The organism is Photorhabdus viridis (genome assembly GCF_040256935.1).
Classification (GTDB): domain Bacteria; phylum Pseudomonadota; class Gammaproteobacteria; order Enterobacterales; family Enterobacteriaceae; genus Photorhabdus; species Photorhabdus viridis.
Window position 1 is genome coordinate 68,133 of sequence record NZ_JBEJZY010000019.1, and the last position, 14,863, is coordinate 82,995.

The window sequence follows — 14,863 nt, forward strand, 5'->3', positions numbered from 1 at the left end:
ATAAATGTTAATAACGATAATAAATAATTTTAATACTAATAATACTTGTGGCATTAAGTGCTAAATATTACCCATTTTCATTTTATCAAGACGAGAAGATCTTGACCTTGTAGTCAACTCCAAGGTGTTTAATCAAGCATAAACACATTAATAGTCTAATTTATTTTTGATCACAGTTATGGGAGAGGAACATGGCCGAAGAAATAGAATCAGTTCCAGTACAATCACCTCCGCTTAATGAGAAAAAATCAAAGCGAAAGCTAGCATTGATCCTAGCAACTCTCTTATTTGTTTTTACCGGATTAGGTTACTTTGCCTACTGGTTTGTTGCATTACGCTATCATCAAACTACTGATGATGCCTACGTTGTCGGTAATCAGGTGCAAGTAATGGCCCAAATCACCGGTAGCGTAACATCTATCCATGCCGATAATACAGATTTCGTTCAGCAAGGAGACATTCTGCTACGTTTAGACTCTATTGATGCAGAACATGCTTTTGAACGGGCAAAAAATATATTGGCTAGTAGTGTCAGACAAACTCACCAAACCATCATCGATAATGAAAAGCTGCTGGCTAATATTGAATTAAAACAGACTGCGCTACAGCAGGTTCAGGATGATTTAAAACGACGTGAACATCTGGGGCTCACCGGTGCTATTGCCAAAGAAAATCTGATTCATTCCCGTAATAGTGTTCAAATGGCAAAGTCTGAGCTGAATGTCGCCCAACAACAATATCATGCCAACAAAGCGTTAGTTATAGATACCCCATTGGAACAACAACCAGCCATTAAACTCGCCGCTTCCCAGCTCCGAGATGCATGGTTAACCTTGCAGCGCACTCAGATTGTCGCACCGGTGACAGGTTATGTTTCACGCCGCAGTGTTCAAGTCGGTTCACAAATAAAAAGCGGCGCCCCGCTGATGGTTATCGTACCGGCAGATCAACTCTGGGTCGAAGCTAACTTTAAAGAGGTTCAACTCTCCAATGTGCGTATTGGTCAACCGGTAACTCTGATTAGCGATTTCTATGGCAATGATGTCATTTATCAAGGCCGAATCGTTGGTCTTGATATGGGAACCGGCAGTGCATTTTCTTTACTGCCGGCACAAAACGCCACTGGTAACTGGATCAAAGTGGTTCAACGTTTGCCTGTCCGTGTTGAACTGGAAGCACAACAACTTATTGATCATCCTTTACGAATTGGTTTATCCATGCACGTCACTGTCGATACCAGAAATCAAGATGGTTTGGTCCTTTCTGATGCCCCTCGTAAAGGCATTGTTTATGAAACCAACTCTTTATCTTACAACACCGGAGAAATTGATCGGCTAATTAACGAAATCATTCAAGCTAACAACAGTAAAGATGAGTGAGGTTAACATGCTAAAAGAGCCATTATCAGGAGCCAAACTTGGCTGGCTAACCCTGGCTTTAGCATTAGCCGCTTTTTTACAAATATTGGATCTGACCATTGCTAACGTTGCAATATCAACAATTGCCGGAGACTTGGGTTCCTCAGTATCACAAGGCACCTGGGTAATTACTTCATTTGCTGTTGCTAACGCGATTTCTATTCCATTAACGGGCTGGTTAGCTAAACGGTTTGGGGAAGTCCGGGTCTTCTTAATATCAATGCTATTGTTTGTCATAACCTCTTGGCTGTGCGGCATCTCCAATAGCCTGGAAATGCTAATCATCTCCCGCATTCTGCAAGGCATCTCAGCCGGGCCAATCATGCCTCTTTCGCAAAGTTTATTACTAAACAACTATCCTCCGTTAAAACGCAATATGGCACTGGCGTTATGGTCAATGACTATCGTTGTCGCCCCGGTTTGTGGTCCAATACTCGGCGGTTGGATCAGTGACAGCTATCATTGGGGATGGATATTTCTAATCAACGTCCCAGTAGGCTTTGCCGTCATCGCTATCACTTGGATACTGTTAAAAGATCGGGAAACTGAAACAAAGGTCAGGCCAATTGATACTGTAGGGATTATTTTATTAGTTACCGGCGTCGGTTGTTTTCAGTTACTGCTTGATAGAGGAAAGGAACTTGACTGGTTCAACTCAACAGAGATTATTGCATTAGCGATTATCGCGGTTATTGCCGTAACTTTCCTGATCATTTGGGAACTGACCGACGATGATCCGATCATTGATTTATCGCTCTTTAAATCACGTAATTTTACTATTGGTACTTTATGTATCAGTTTGGCCTTTTTACTCCACATCGGCACACTGGTTCTGCAACCTCAGTTATTACAAATGGTCTTTGGTTATACTGCCACCTGGGCAGGGTTAGTTATGGCCCCATTAGGGATAGTTCCCATAATACTTGCTCCGCTCATTGGCCGTTTCAGTTCAAAAATCGATATGCGTTATTTGGTTATGTTCAGCTTTATCGTTTTTGCCCTGTGCTTTTTTTGGCGGGCTCATACCTTCGAGCTGTCAATGGACTTTGCCACCGCGGCTTGGCCACAATTTATCCAAGGCTTTGCTATTGCCTGTTTAATTATGCCGCTAGCAGCCATTATATTATCCGACGTTGAACCGGATAAAATCGCCTCCGCAGGTAGCCTGTTCAATTTCTTACGCACTCTGGCAACATCCGTGGGTACTTCAATTACGACGACCATGTGGTCCCGCCGTGAAGCTGTCCACCACGTCCAGTTAACTGAATCGATAACCCCCCATAACCCTATTGCCCAACAAGCCTATCAGAAAATGGAACAATTAGGGATGTCACAAGCTCAAGTCAGTAGCTCTCTGGCACGTGAAGTCACTAATCAAGGATTAATTATCGCAGCCAACGAGATTTATTGGCTATTTGGGTTTATTTTTCTGATTTTGCTGTTCTTTATCTGGCTGGCAAAACCCACGGTTGGAGCAAAGAAATAACTTTATGATAAATAAAATAAAATAAACTGGATGACTACCTCATCAGCACTAATAACCATAGTCACAGAATCCAAGGCTATTTCCAGTGAAACCTTGTCAAAATAGCACCTTCCAAGGCGCTATTTTGTTGTTCTACGAAACATGTTTTTTCATCGTCAAAATGCTTATCATCATCCAGCTGTTTCAGATGACTGACACATTAAAAAGAACTTAAACGCCGGAGTATCCGTTTCATCATGATATCCATAGCCCAACGCATCAAGGTGACGCTTAAAACGCACTTCTGTTCCTGACAATTCAAATGCCGCTAACACCCGACCATAATCTGTACCATGATTGCGATAATGAAATAATGTAATATTCCAGTAAGTTCCCAATGTTTGCAGGAACTTCAGCAAGGCCCCCGGCGATTCAGGGAATTCAAAACTATACAAACGCTCACTCAATGGCTTAGATGGACGACCGCCAATCATATAGCGGACATGTAATTTCGCCATTTCATCATCTGAAAGATCTGCAACCTGATATCCTGCGGTACACAATTCCTCGATGATTTCCTGTCTCTCCACCTCACCACGACTCAATCGGACACCAACGAAAAGACAAGCTTGTTCAGGATCTGCATCCGTATAGCGGTAATTAAACTCTGTTACCGCCCGATCGCCCAATTTCTGACAAAAACGCAGAAAACTACCCCTTTGTTCAGGAATAGTCACGGCCAACAGTGCTTCCCGTTGCTCGCCCAATTCACAACGTTCAGAGACATAACGTAACCCATGGAAATTTACGTTAGCACCAGAAAGAATGTGTGCCAACCGCTCACCTTTGATCTGATGCTGCTGAACATACTTTTTCAATCCAGCCAATGCCAATGCTCCGGATGGTTCAGCAATCGCACGCACATCTTCAAACAGATCTTTTACCGCAGCGCAAATGGCATCACTATCCACCGTGATAACATCATCCACATATTGCTGACATAAACGAAAAGTTTCATTACCGATACGTTTAACAGCAACACCTTCAGCAAACAGGCCAACTCTTGGTAAATCTACCGGATGCCCGGCCTCCATCGCTGCTTTCAGGCAAGCTGAATCTTCCGCTTCCACCCCAATAATTTTAATTTCTGGCATCAGTTGCTTAATCAATACCGCAACTCCAGCAACCAAACCGCCGCCGCCAACAGGCACAAAGATTCGATCCAGATGCACATCTTGTTGCAGAAGTTCCATCGCCAGTGTCGCCTGACCCGCGATGACATCGGGATGATCAAACGGTGGAACAAAGGTATAGCCTTCCTGCTGTGCCATTTCTATTGCTTTGGCTTTGGCTTCATCAAAATTAGCGCCATATAGCAGAGCTTCTCCACCGAAACTACGGACTGCATCAACCTTGATATCCGCAGTGGCAACCGGCATAACAATCAGAGAGTTAATTCCCAGGCGATTGGCGGAAAGCGCAACCCCCTGAGCATGGTTACCAGCTGATGCCGTAATCACCCCCCGGCTTTTTTGTTCCTCAGTCAAACCCGCAATCATAGTGTAAGCGCCACGGAGCTTGAAACTGTGAACGGGCTGCCGGTCTTCCCGTTTTACCAAAATAGTATTTCCCAAACGGGTAGAAATTTTCTTCATTTCCTGTAAAGGCGTCACCTGAGCAACTTCATAGACAGGCGCGCTTAACGCCGCTTTCAGGTACTCTGCACCATTTGGTGCGGAAGTTAAGGGACGGAATGCAACCATGCAATTATCCCCCTAGCTTAGATTTATCGCGGACAGCCCCTTTATCCGCACTGGTCGCCAATGAAGCATAAGCTCTCAGGGCAAAAGATACCTGGCGTTCACGGGATTTCGGCGTCCACGCATTATCTCCGCGAGTAAGTTCCTCTGTTTTACGGGCAGCAAGTGTCTTTTCATCTACATCAAGTTGGATTTTCCGCAGTGGAATATCAATATCAATGATATCGCCATCTTGAACCAAACCGATCAAACCACCATTAGCGGCTTCTGGCGAAACATGTCCTATCGATAAACCAGAGGTACCACCGGAGAAACGGCCATCTGTAATCAATGCACAGCTTTTACCCAATCCCATAGATTTCAGATACGTCGTCGGATACAACATCTCCTGCATTCCCGGCCCACCTTTTGGTCCTTCGTAACGAATGACGACCACATCACCAGCAACGACTCTACCAGCCAGGATCGCATCAACCGCATCTTCCTGACTTTCATAAACTTTAGCTGGCCCACGAAATGTTAAACTGTTCTCATCAACACCTGCGGTTTTTACAATACAGCCATCTATAGCCAAATTGCCAAACAAAACTGCAAGGCCACCATCCTGACTGTATGCATGTTTGAGGTCACGGATACAACCTTCTACACGGTCAATATCCAAAGAAGGCCAATGACAATTCTGTGAAAATGCCTGAGTAGTACGGATACCCGCTGGGCCTGCTGAATACATTTTCTTTACCAATTCATCTGCCGTCAGCATCACATCATACTGCTCAAGCGTTTGCAGCAAATCCAACCCCAAAACATTTTTAACCTGACGATTCAACAGACCGGCTCTATCCAGCTCACCTAAAATACCAATCACACCACCAGCACGATGGACATCTTCCATATGGTATTTTTGTGTGCTTGGGGCAACTTTACACAAATGAGGAATCTGACGAGACAGACGGTCAATATCCGCCATAGTGAAATCAACCTCCCCTTCCTGTGCCGCAGCCAGTAAGTGAAGTACAGTATTTGTTGAACCGCCCATGGCAATATCCAGCATCATCGCATTTTCAAATGCAGCTTTCGTTGCGATATTACGCGGCAGAGCGCTGTCATCATCTTGTTCATAGTAGCGCTTAGTCAGCTCAACAATACGTTTGCCCGCGTTCAGAAATAGCACCTTACGATTCGCATGAGTCGCCAGTAACGAACCGTTCCCCGGCTGAGACAGACCCAGAGCTTCTGTCAAACAATTCATAGAGTTAGCAGTAAACATCCCAGAACAGGAACCACAGGTTGGACAAGCTGAACGCTCAATCTGATGACTATCCTCGTCACTGACATTAGGGTTTGCGCCTTGAATCATGGCATCGATTAAATCCAATTTGATAATCTGATCCGACAATTTTGTTTTACCGGCTTCCATGGGGCCACCGGAAACAAAAATCGCAGGGATATTCAAGCGTAGGGCTGCCATCAACATACCTGGTGTGATTTTGTCACAGTTAGAAATACACACCATGGCATCAGCACAGTGAGCATTCACCATATATTCGACAGAATCAGCGATCAATTCGCGTGATGGCAGAGAATAGAGCATACCACCATGCCCCATTGCGATACCATCATCCACCGCTATTGTATTGAACTCTTTTGCAACACCACCTGATGCTTCAATCTGCTCGGCAACCAATTTACCTAAGTCCCGTAAATGAACATGCCCAGGAACAAATTGAGTAAATGAGTTAACTACCGCAATAATTGGTTTACCGAAATCTGCATCGGTCATCCCTGTCGCACGCCATAAAGCGCGGGCCCCAGCCATATTGCGGCCATGAGTCGTGGTGGCAGAACGGTACTTAGGCATTATTCTTCACTCCCGTGTTATCAAAACAGGCGGGGAACGAACCGCCCGTTAAATTATTTATAGTTTTATTAAGGAGTTACTGGATCTAACCAGCCCCATTTATCTTCTGTTGCGCCATCAAACAAGCCAAAGAATGCTTGCTGAATCTTCTTGGTAATTGGTCCACATTTACCAATACCAACCTGAATATCATCAACACTGCGAACGGGTGTGATTTCAGCCGCTGTACCAGACATAAAAACTTCATCTGCCAGATACAGAGATTCGCGCGACAATACCTGCTCACGAACTTCCAGCCCCAAATCTTTCGCTAGTTTGATAATGGCATCACGGGTAATTCCTGGTAATGACGCTGAGGTAAAGGGTGGAGTGAACAATACACCATCTTTTACTTCAAACAGATTTTCACCCGCTCCTTCAGAGATATAACCATAAACATCCAGAGCAATACCTTCCTGATATCCATGACGACGGGCCTCACTACCAACTAAAAGAGAAGACAGGTAGTTACCACCCGCTTTGGCCGCCGTTGGTATTGTATTTGGCGCCGCACGGTTCCATGAAGAAACCATAGCATCAATTCCTTGATCCAGTGCATCTTCTCCCAAATAAGCTCCCCATGGGAAAGCAGCAATAATGACATCAGTTTTATAACCGGCGGGTGGATTAACCCCCATTCCAACATCCCCAATAAAGACCAGTGGACGTATATAAGCACTGACTAAATTATTTTTACGAAGAGTTGCCCTGCACGCTTCCATCAATTCATCAACACTCTGACTCACTGGCATACGGTAAATCTTTGCAGAATCATGTAAACGCTGCATATGCTCACGATGGCGGAAAACGACTGGCCCTTTATAAGAGTCATAGCAGCGAACTCCCTCAAAAACCGACGTACCGTAATGTAAAGCATGTGACATTACGTGAACTTTAGCATCTGCCCAAGGAACCATCTCGCCATTGAACCAAATGTAATCGGATTGCTTCGTCATTCTCTTATTCCTTTATTTCTACGTTATGCACGTATTAATTGTGATTTCGGTTGCAAAATCTTGACACCAGCGACATCCACTAATTTAGTCAATTGTGAAGACAACAAATTAACAGATCTTTGGCTGGCAACAATTAATTCGATATTAACATTATAGCCATCCATTGTTTGATCCATATTCATTGAACATATCTGAAATCCACGATGACGCGTTACTCGTAAGATACGTTCTAATATTTCAGGGCAGGAACGAGCCTGGATTGCAAGTTGATACTGCATCATAATGATTTCTCCAACATAGTTTCATTGCTTGCACCGGGAGGGACCAACGGCCAAACGTTTTCTAATTCCTCAATGGATACCTGTAATAAATACGGTCCCTTACTGTTGAATAACGCATCCAAAGCCTCATCAATCTGTGATTTATCAGTGATATGTTGCCCTGGAATATCAAAAGCTTTCGCTAATGCGACAAAATCAGGGTTATCCGTTAATGTTGTTTCGCTATATCGTTTATCAAAAAACAGTTCCTGCCATTGCCGCACCATTCCCAGCCGCTGGTTATCCAACAGTAAAATTTTTACTGGTAACTGTTTGCGTTTAATTGTCCCCAATTCCTGAACATTCATCATGAAAGAACCATCACCGGATACACAGATCACCATATCCTCTGGTCGGGCAATTTGAGCGCCAATTGCAGCAGGGATACCAAATCCCATCGCTCCCAGCCCACTGGATGTAATAAAATTTTCAGGCCCATCAAAAGCCATATGTTGAGCTGTCCACATCTGATGCTGTCCAACATCGGTGGTAACAACCGTGTTTAATGTTTTACGATCTGAAACCTGCTTCAATAACAAAGGTGCATAGATAACCTCACCCTGATGGTCGTAGCACCAAGGATATTCAACTTTCAGGCGCCTAACTTCCTGCTGCCAGGACATAATTGATAATGGTTGCTGTAAACGAGGCAACAACGCTTTTAAATCCCCCGGCAATGACACATGAGCCTGACGTAATTTCCCCAGCTCTGCCGGATCGATATCCAGATGAATAACTTTTGCATTCGGCGCAAAGGTATTAAGTTTGCCAGTCACACGATCATCAAAACGGGCACCCACGGCAATTAGCAAATCACATGACTGAACAGCAAAATTTGCAGCTTTCGTACCATGCATCCCAAGCATTCCCAGATAACATGGATGTTCAATATCAGCAGCACCCAAACCTTTCAACGTGGAAACAACCGGCATACCTGTTTCCGCAACAAAATTACGCAAAACAGAAACTGACTGAGACATACCGACTCCGCCACCAACATACAGCACTGGCTTTTCCGCAGCAGCAATCATCTTCCAGGCTTGTTTTAATTCATTTCCAATGCAGGGTATCTCTTGCTCAACAGGAACCAGATGTGGGGTTAAATTTCCCTCTTTCAGCTGAATATCTTTAGGAATATCAATCAAAACCGGGCCAGGTCGACCACCGGTTGCAATAGAAAAGGCTTCAGCCATAATTTGAGGTAAATTTTCCAGGGAGTCCACTAAGAAGCTGTGTTTAGTACAAGCAAGGGAGAGACCTAAAACATCGACTTCCTGAAAGGCATCAGTTCCAATCAATTCAGAACTAACCTGACCAGTGATAGCGACAACAGGAATAGAATCTAACAACGCATCAGCCAACCCAGTGATCAAGTTTGTTGCCCCCGGCCCAGATGTAGCAATACAGACTCCCGGCTTACCACTGGCTCTCGCATAACCAATTGCAGCCATAACAGCGCCCTGTTCATGCCGACAAAGTAAGTGCTCCACGCCACCATCGTACAAAGCATCGTAAACCGGCATGATTGCGCCACCAGGGTAGCCGAAAACCTGATCAATACCCTGCGTTCGTAATGCTTTTACAACCCACTGCGCCCCGTTCATTTTTCATATCCCCTGTGTTTACCCTGTGAGACAAAATTTTGTTCTGTTGTATGTTTTTGTCTCTGACTGATTTTTGCTTGCCGAAAAAAAACCCCCGCGCCTTTCGGTGCGGGGGTCTTCGAGAGATCTGGCTGTTCGTCTAAGCCTTTCTTCGTCCAAGTGCAGCCCCGCACGGTGGGATAATAATCACCACCACGCTGACGATAACTAGGCTAATCACTTGGACGAATATGTTCATAATCTTGGTCGTTTTAACTCGTTCGTTTAATCTATATTTAAGAGTTATCACGTTCTTCATAGCTTGACAACTTTTATTTTGTTTTATTCCTCGCCATGAAAAAATATTGTTTATTTTCAACCAGATAATTAACGCCTGGATTATTTTTCCATAAATCAATTAAATTTAGGTGATAAAATCCAGATTATTATATAAAAACAATATATCGCATTAATAAATAACAAATAAAACAAATCATTCAGCTAAAACCAAATAAAGATCTGATTATTAATCACCTAGGTGACAAAAACCTCAGTTAATAAATAACGCAAAAATATATAAAACACTAATTTAATCCACTGTGAAAATATATAAACTTACGATAATTAAATATAAAATATTAATTAAAAATAAATAAAAACCATCATAAAAATAATATGAAAAATAAATTTCATGATTAAACTTACGAATATAAAATAAATAAACATCAATTAACAAAAATAAAAACCATCTAATGAAAATTTAAGAAAAAATTCTTTTAGTCACCTCGTAAAATATTTCTTAGAACCGCCTCGCAAAAAAATAATAAGACACTATTTATTATCTCATTTCAGCCCATCATATGCGTTTTCTTACCTAAGGAGAATAAGATGACCCTCTCTGTTATTTATACCAGAGCGATTATAGGTATTCATGCCCCCATTGTTACTGTTGAAGCGCATATTAGTAATGGCTTACCTGGATTAACTCTGGTTGGTTTGCCTGAAACAGCCGTAAAAGAAGCAAGAGATCGTGTCAGAAGCGCGTTGATCAACAGCGGGTTTACCTATCCGCCTAAAAGAATCACCGTCAATCTTGCACCAGCAGACCTTCCCAAAGAAGGCGGCCGTTATGATTTGCCGATTGCTATCGCTATTCTGGCAGCTTCAGAACAAATACCTGCCGATAAACTGAACCGTTATGAATTTCTTGGTGAACTCGCGCTATCCGGGAGCTTACGGAGAGTTAATGGCGCAATTCCAGCTGCACTAAGCGCGGGAAACGCAGGCAGGCAACTTATTCTATCGACAGAAAACGGAACAGAGCTGGCAATCTTATCTCAAGATGCAACATTAATGGCAAAACACCTCCTTCATATCTGCCACTTTCTTCAAGGAGAAAGACAACTGCTGACAACGACAATCCAGCATGAATTTTCAACAGAACAATCACAACCGGATCTTCAGGATATTATTGGTCAGGAACAAGCAAAACGCACACTGGAAATTGCAGCAGCAGGCGGACATAATCTTTTACTACTTGGCCCACCTGGGACAGGAAAAACGATGCTGGCAAGCCGCCTATGCAGTTTATTACCGCCATTAACAAACAAAGAAGCCCTTGAGGTTGCCGCTATCAATAGCCTGATAGATACCTACCTTCCACCAGAACAATGGCATACACGCCCATTCAGAGCGCCTCATCACAGTTCTTCAATGGCAGCGCTGGTTGGCGGTGGTGGACTTCCTAAACCCGGTGAAATATCACTTGCTCACAACGGTGTGCTATTTCTAGATGAACTTCCTGAATTTGAACGCAGAGTCCTTGATGCCCTTAGAGAACCACTGGAGTCAGGGGAAATAATCATATCCAGGGCCAGAGCAAAAGTTTGTTTTCCTGCTCAGGTCCAATTAATAGCAGCAATGAATCCCAGCCCTACAGGCCACCATCAAGGAATTCACAATCGAAGTAATCCTCAGCAAATACTTCGATACCTGGCAAAACTTTCCGGGCCTTTTTTAGATCGCTTTGATCTCTCAATTGAAGTTCCTCTGTTACCCATTGGAACATTGAGTAGCCCAGTTAGATCAAGCGAAAGCAGCAAAGATGTAAAATTAAGAGTATTGACAGCACGAGAAATACAATTGAAACGCTGTGGAAAAATTAATGCTCATCTGAACAGTAAAGAGACCGAAGCATTTTGTAAGCTCAAACTTAACGATGCCGTGTTTCTAGAAGAAACACTAACAAAGTTAGGTCTTTCCATCCGGGCATGGCATCGAATTCTGAGGACATCCCGGACACTTGCCGACTTAGAAGGAAAAAAAGAGATAGAAAAACCACATATTATGGAAGCCTTAAGCTACCGTAGTATGGACAGGCTATTAATACAGTTACAAAAACAATCAGGTTAAAAACAAAAAAAGGGGCAAAGCCCCTGTAATCATAACTTATGATGATATTAATCATCAGTATCGGTATAGTCATCAGAAGAATCAACCTGAGGCTTACCACCTGACAGGGTATGAAAACGTTTTGGGCGACTAATCCTTGCCAAATATTTGGTCCATACTTTTTCTTCCATCGTCACAGGCTGACGTTCACCTCGGCAAACAGCAACAAACAGTTTTTCTATTTCTGTTTGAGGCTGACGTTTACCGAGATCTAACTCATTGAACGCATGACCATGACGCTCTAGCAATTGCGCCTCTTTAATGGTGAAATCGCCATGGCGGGAAAACCCGCGAGGATAATGTTTGTTATCAAAAAAACGATTAGTCGTGATGAAGCTTTCGGCCATCTGACACACTCCTAATTCTATTACTGTTACTATCATGCTAATTATGGCGCGGAGTATTAGATAGGCCTGGCGTTCTGTAAAACAAAACATTTAAATCTTAACGATAAAAATTATTGGAGAAACATGTGGACACCGAATTACTGAAAACCTTTCTGGAGGTCAGTAAAACTCGTCACTTTGGCCGGGCAGCCGAATCACTATACCTGACACAGTCAGCAGTCAGCTTTCGCATACGCCAATTAGAAAACCAATTAGGTGCTAATCTTTTCACGCGTCATCGCAATAACATCCGTCTTACAGCCGCTGGCGAACGCCTTGTGCCGTATGCAGAATCACTGATGAATACCTGGCAGTTGGCTAAAAAAGAAATAACACATGCATCTCAACATACTGAATTGACAATTGGTGCCACCGCATCATTATGGGAAGCATATTTAACTCCTTGGCTACAGGATTTCTATAAAAGACATCTGGAACTAAGATTAGAATCCCGGGTTTCTACGCGGCAATCCCTTGTTAAACAACTTCATTCGCGTGAGTTAGATCTACTAATAACGACTGAACCACCTAAAATGGATGAATTCCAAAGCTTATTATTAGGAAATATTTGCCTGAAATTATTAACGACAGAAGAAAATCTGAAATACCAAGTTGAAAACTACATCAAATTAGAATGGGGAGCTGATTTCCATCACCAAGAACAACAGATTTTAAAAAGTGAACAATTGCCCATAATCACGACCACTTCAGCACATATAACTCGCCAACTGCTCAATAGTGTCAAAGGAGCCGCCTTCCTACCAATACACTGGCAAAACGAATATTCAGAACTTGTCTCTTACCCAAACACTGAACTAATCGAACGCCCATTATACGCTATATGGTTACAGAACAACGATCAACAAGCATTGATTCAGCAGCTATTAAAAATACCTGTTATCAATACTTCTACAAGAGATTAAGAAGCATTTTATGCAACTCATTCAATTAGTAGATCTATGTTCTGAAAGATTTCCAGATAGGAGTGTTACACGGAAACAGAAACGAAAATAGCAAGAAGGAGCGAAATTCTAGATCGCGCAGGAGGCGGGGTTACTTTCGCCATCCTTCCACATATCCCCCTTGTTTGCCAAATAATCTTTACTTACTACGCACTACGTCATGATTTAAGGCTATGACTTGAATCAGAAAACCCAGAGCCACAGTGAAAAAGGGTAAGATGATTTTAAATAACTGACTAAACGAACCTGCCCTCATCGTCTGGATACTCAATACTCTTACCTTACCATCCGACGTAAGTAAATTTTATTTTAAACTTTAAACCAAACTTCATTTAATAAGAGAACTGTCACGATTAGAGTGTTCACTAAAGCTTAATTGATGCAAATACTTTAAACATAATTAATTCAAAAAAATTTTACAGCAAAGTCGATAATTTTTGTCAGCAATTTGTATATTAATAGCATCAGTAATAAGTTGAGAATAGATTCAGATGCATCAACCGCCTAGCATCTCTCTTATAAACAAGATCTCGAAATACTATATCTTTCACAGTTTTTTATAGTTAGCTATCCCTCTATTTATCACCATGTAAGACTTATTTACAGATGAAATATGTAAGAACTCACACTGATAATAAATATCCATAAACGGATAAATGAAAGGTTTTATTACTATAGGAGTGGATAATACTAAAAAAATATTATCTAACTGAAACGATATTTATTACGTTAAGAAATATTTCTCACATAGAATACTTAAACTGATCAGTTTCCTATTAGAGGCAGTAGACGCATTGATCACCGACACCTTCTAACCCCAAAAAGAGCCTGAATCTACATGCCGCTGAATTAATTCATGAAAAAGATGCTTGAACACTAAATCTCAAAGACAATTAAGAAAAAACCCAGCTAAATAGCTGGGTTATCAATATTGCGAACTACCTTAATTATTACTTAGTTTATAACTGGCAGGGGCGGAGAGACTCGAACTCCCAACACCCGGTTTTGGAGACCGGTGCTCTACCAATTGAACTACGCCCCTAAATAAGGTGGCGGTGCGGACGGGGCTCGAACCCGCGACCCCCGGCGTGACAGGCCGGTATTCTAACCAACTGAACTACCGCACCACCGAATTTCTTGTTCTTTATGTTGTTACCACAACATAAAATTTCAATACCTATCGGGGTAGTTTACGAAAAGCCCTTCTGCCATTCGCCCTTCGGACCGCCGCTTTCTGCAACGTTCAAAATCACTCTCAGCGATTTTATCCGGCTTTCTACCCACAACACCCTGTGTCATTCTTCATCACACAAAGCTAAATTAAAGCCTGGCAGTTCCCTACTCTCACATGGGGAGACCCCACACTACCATCGGCGCTACGGCGTTTCACTGCTGAGTTCGGCATGGGGTCAGGTGGGACCACCGCGCTATCGCCGCCAGGCAAATTCATTTCATCCCGACCGTTATGTGCCTGCTCCACACACAACCATCCAGATCAATCTGTTCAACAAGCTAAAAATTCTCTCTCTTCTCTCGCACCAAAACACCTTCGGCGTTGTAAGGTTAAGCCGCTCGGTTCATTAGTACTGGTCAGCTCAATGCATCGCTGCACTTACACACCCAGCCTATCCACGTCTTCGTCTTAAACGTTCCTTCCGTGACCTT

The 14,863-nt window shown here is 42.8% G+C and carries 11 protein-coding genes, 2 tRNA genes and 2 rRNA genes; 4 read left to right on the plus strand and 11 right to left on the minus strand.

The window, feature by feature from the left end:
* Positions 1 to 191: 191 nt before the first annotated feature.
* Both emrA and ABR397_RS10320 read left to right on the plus strand, forming a co-directional pair.
* Positions 192 to 1,379, plus strand: a complete 1,188-nt coding sequence (gene emrA, locus ABR397_RS10315; RefSeq protein WP_350305678.1) for a multidrug efflux MFS transporter periplasmic adaptor subunit EmrA — start codon at positions 192 to 194, stop codon at positions 1,377 to 1,379.
* Between the two features lie 7 nt (positions 1,380 to 1,386).
* The gene (locus ABR397_RS10320) at positions 1,387 to 2,904 is read left to right on the plus strand and encodes a DHA2 family efflux MFS transporter permease subunit (RefSeq protein WP_350305689.1); all 1,518 of its coding nucleotides are present in this window, start codon (positions 1,387 to 1,389) and stop codon (positions 2,902 to 2,904) included.
* A 170-nt stretch (positions 2,905 to 3,074) separates the two neighbouring features.
* Here the strand turns inward: ABR397_RS10320 and ilvA are convergent, their stop codons facing one another.
* The 6 genes from ilvA to ilvL form a co-directional block, all read right to left on the minus strand.
* On the minus strand, positions 3,075 to 4,646 hold the full coding sequence (gene ilvA / locus ABR397_RS10325; RefSeq protein ID WP_350305679.1) for a threonine ammonia-lyase, biosynthetic: 1,572 nt from the start codon (positions 4,644 to 4,646) through the stop codon (positions 3,075 to 3,077).
* 4 nt (positions 4,647 to 4,650) lie between these two features.
* Positions 4,651 to 6,501, minus strand: coding sequence for a dihydroxy-acid dehydratase (ilvD, locus tag ABR397_RS10330; protein ID WP_350305680.1), 1,851 nt, complete (start codon positions 6,499 to 6,501; stop codon positions 4,651 to 4,653).
* Positions 6,502 to 6,569: 68 nt separating this feature from the next.
* A complete protein-coding gene (locus ABR397_RS10335) occupies positions 6,570 to 7,496 on the minus strand; it encodes a branched-chain amino acid transaminase (protein ID WP_350305681.1) in 927 nt (308 codons plus the stop codon).
* Between the two features lie 23 nt (positions 7,497 to 7,519).
* A complete protein-coding gene (gene ilvM, locus ABR397_RS10340) occupies positions 7,520 to 7,777 on the minus strand; it encodes an acetolactate synthase 2 small subunit (RefSeq protein ID WP_350305682.1) in 258 nt (85 codons plus the stop codon).
* Complete coding sequence (gene ilvG, locus ABR397_RS10345) at positions 7,774 to 9,420, minus strand: acetolactate synthase 2 catalytic subunit (RefSeq protein ID WP_350305683.1); 1,647 nt, start codon at positions 9,418 to 9,420, stop codon at positions 7,774 to 7,776. The genes ilvM and ilvG overlap by 4 nt, the downstream gene beginning before the upstream one ends.
* 139 nt (positions 9,421 to 9,559) lie before the next feature.
* Entirely contained in the window at positions 9,560 to 9,658 is a 99-nt protein-coding gene (ilvL, locus tag ABR397_RS10350) for an ilv operon leader peptide (protein ID WP_036844375.1), read from the minus strand.
* A gap of 629 nt (positions 9,659 to 10,287) precedes the next feature.
* On the opposite strand from ilvL, the gene ABR397_RS10355 reads away from it, so the two are divergent.
* Positions 10,288 to 11,811 (plus strand): YifB family Mg chelatase-like AAA ATPase, encoded by a 1,524-nt coding sequence (locus ABR397_RS10355; RefSeq protein WP_350305684.1) that lies wholly within the window; start codon positions 10,288 to 10,290, stop codon positions 11,809 to 11,811.
* Positions 11,812 to 11,858: 47 nt separating this feature from the next.
* Here ABR397_RS10355 and ABR397_RS10360 read toward each other — a convergent pair whose 3' ends face one another.
* Positions 11,859 to 12,197 carry a DUF413 domain-containing protein gene (locus tag ABR397_RS10360; protein ID WP_350305685.1) on the minus strand — a complete coding sequence of 113 codons (339 nt, stop codon included), beginning with the start codon at positions 12,195 to 12,197 and terminating at the stop codon, positions 11,859 to 11,861.
* A 125-nt stretch (positions 12,198 to 12,322) separates the two neighbouring features.
* On the opposite strand from ABR397_RS10360, the gene hdfR reads away from it, so the two are divergent.
* Positions 12,323 to 13,159, plus strand: a complete 837-nt coding sequence (gene hdfR / locus ABR397_RS10365; protein WP_350305686.1) for an HTH-type transcriptional regulator HdfR — start codon at positions 12,323 to 12,325, stop codon at positions 13,157 to 13,159.
* Between the two features lie 1,005 nt (positions 13,160 to 14,164).
* Here the strand turns inward: hdfR and ABR397_RS10370 are convergent.
* The 4 genes from ABR397_RS10370 to ABR397_RS10385 form a co-directional block, all read right to left on the minus strand.
* Positions 14,165 to 14,240: transfer RNA gene (locus ABR397_RS10370), tRNA-Trp, on the minus strand.
* Positions 14,241 to 14,248: 8 nt separating this feature from the next.
* A tRNA-Asp gene (locus tag ABR397_RS10375) sits at positions 14,249 to 14,325 on the minus strand.
* A gap of 198 nt (positions 14,326 to 14,523) precedes the next feature.
* A 5S ribosomal RNA gene (gene rrf / locus ABR397_RS10380) occupies positions 14,524 to 14,639 on the minus strand.
* Positions 14,640 to 14,757: 118 nt separating this feature from the next.
* Positions 14,758 to 14,863 (minus strand): 23S ribosomal RNA (locus ABR397_RS10385); the annotation flags it as partial.

What these genes read in the sequence shown, in the direction of transcription:
- ilvA (WP_350305679.1), bottom strand. Translation starts at nt 4,646, where the DNA reads ATGGTTGCATTCCGTCCCTTAACTTCCGCACCAAATGGTGCAGAGTAC.
- ABR397_RS10320 (WP_350305689.1), top strand. Translation starts at nt 1,387, where the DNA reads ATGCTAAAAGAGCCATTATCAGGAGCCAAACTTGGCTGGCTAACCCTG.
- ilvM (WP_350305682.1), bottom strand. Translation starts at nt 7,777, where the DNA reads ATGATGCAGTATCAACTTGCAATCCAGGCTCGTTCCTGCCCTGAAATA.
- ilvD (WP_350305680.1), bottom strand. Translation starts at nt 6,501, where the DNA reads ATGCCTAAGTACCGTTCTGCCACCACGACTCATGGCCGCAATATGGCT.
- ilvL (WP_036844375.1), bottom strand. Translation starts at nt 9,658, where the DNA reads ATGAACATATTCGTCCAAGTGATTAGCCTAGTTATCGTCAGCGTGGTG.
- ilvG (WP_350305683.1), bottom strand. Translation starts at nt 9,420, where the DNA reads ATGAACGGGGCGCAGTGGGTTGTAAAAGCATTACGAACGCAGGGTATT.
- emrA (WP_350305678.1), top strand. Translation starts at nt 192, where the DNA reads ATGGCCGAAGAAATAGAATCAGTTCCAGTACAATCACCTCCGCTTAAT.
- ABR397_RS10355 (WP_350305684.1), top strand. Translation starts at nt 10,288, where the DNA reads ATGACCCTCTCTGTTATTTATACCAGAGCGATTATAGGTATTCATGCC.
- ABR397_RS10335 (WP_350305681.1), bottom strand. Translation starts at nt 7,496, where the DNA reads ATGACGAAGCAATCCGATTACATTTGGTTCAATGGCGAGATGGTTCCT.
- ABR397_RS10360 (WP_350305685.1), bottom strand. Translation starts at nt 12,197, where the DNA reads ATGGCCGAAAGCTTCATCACGACTAATCGTTTTTTTGATAACAAACAT.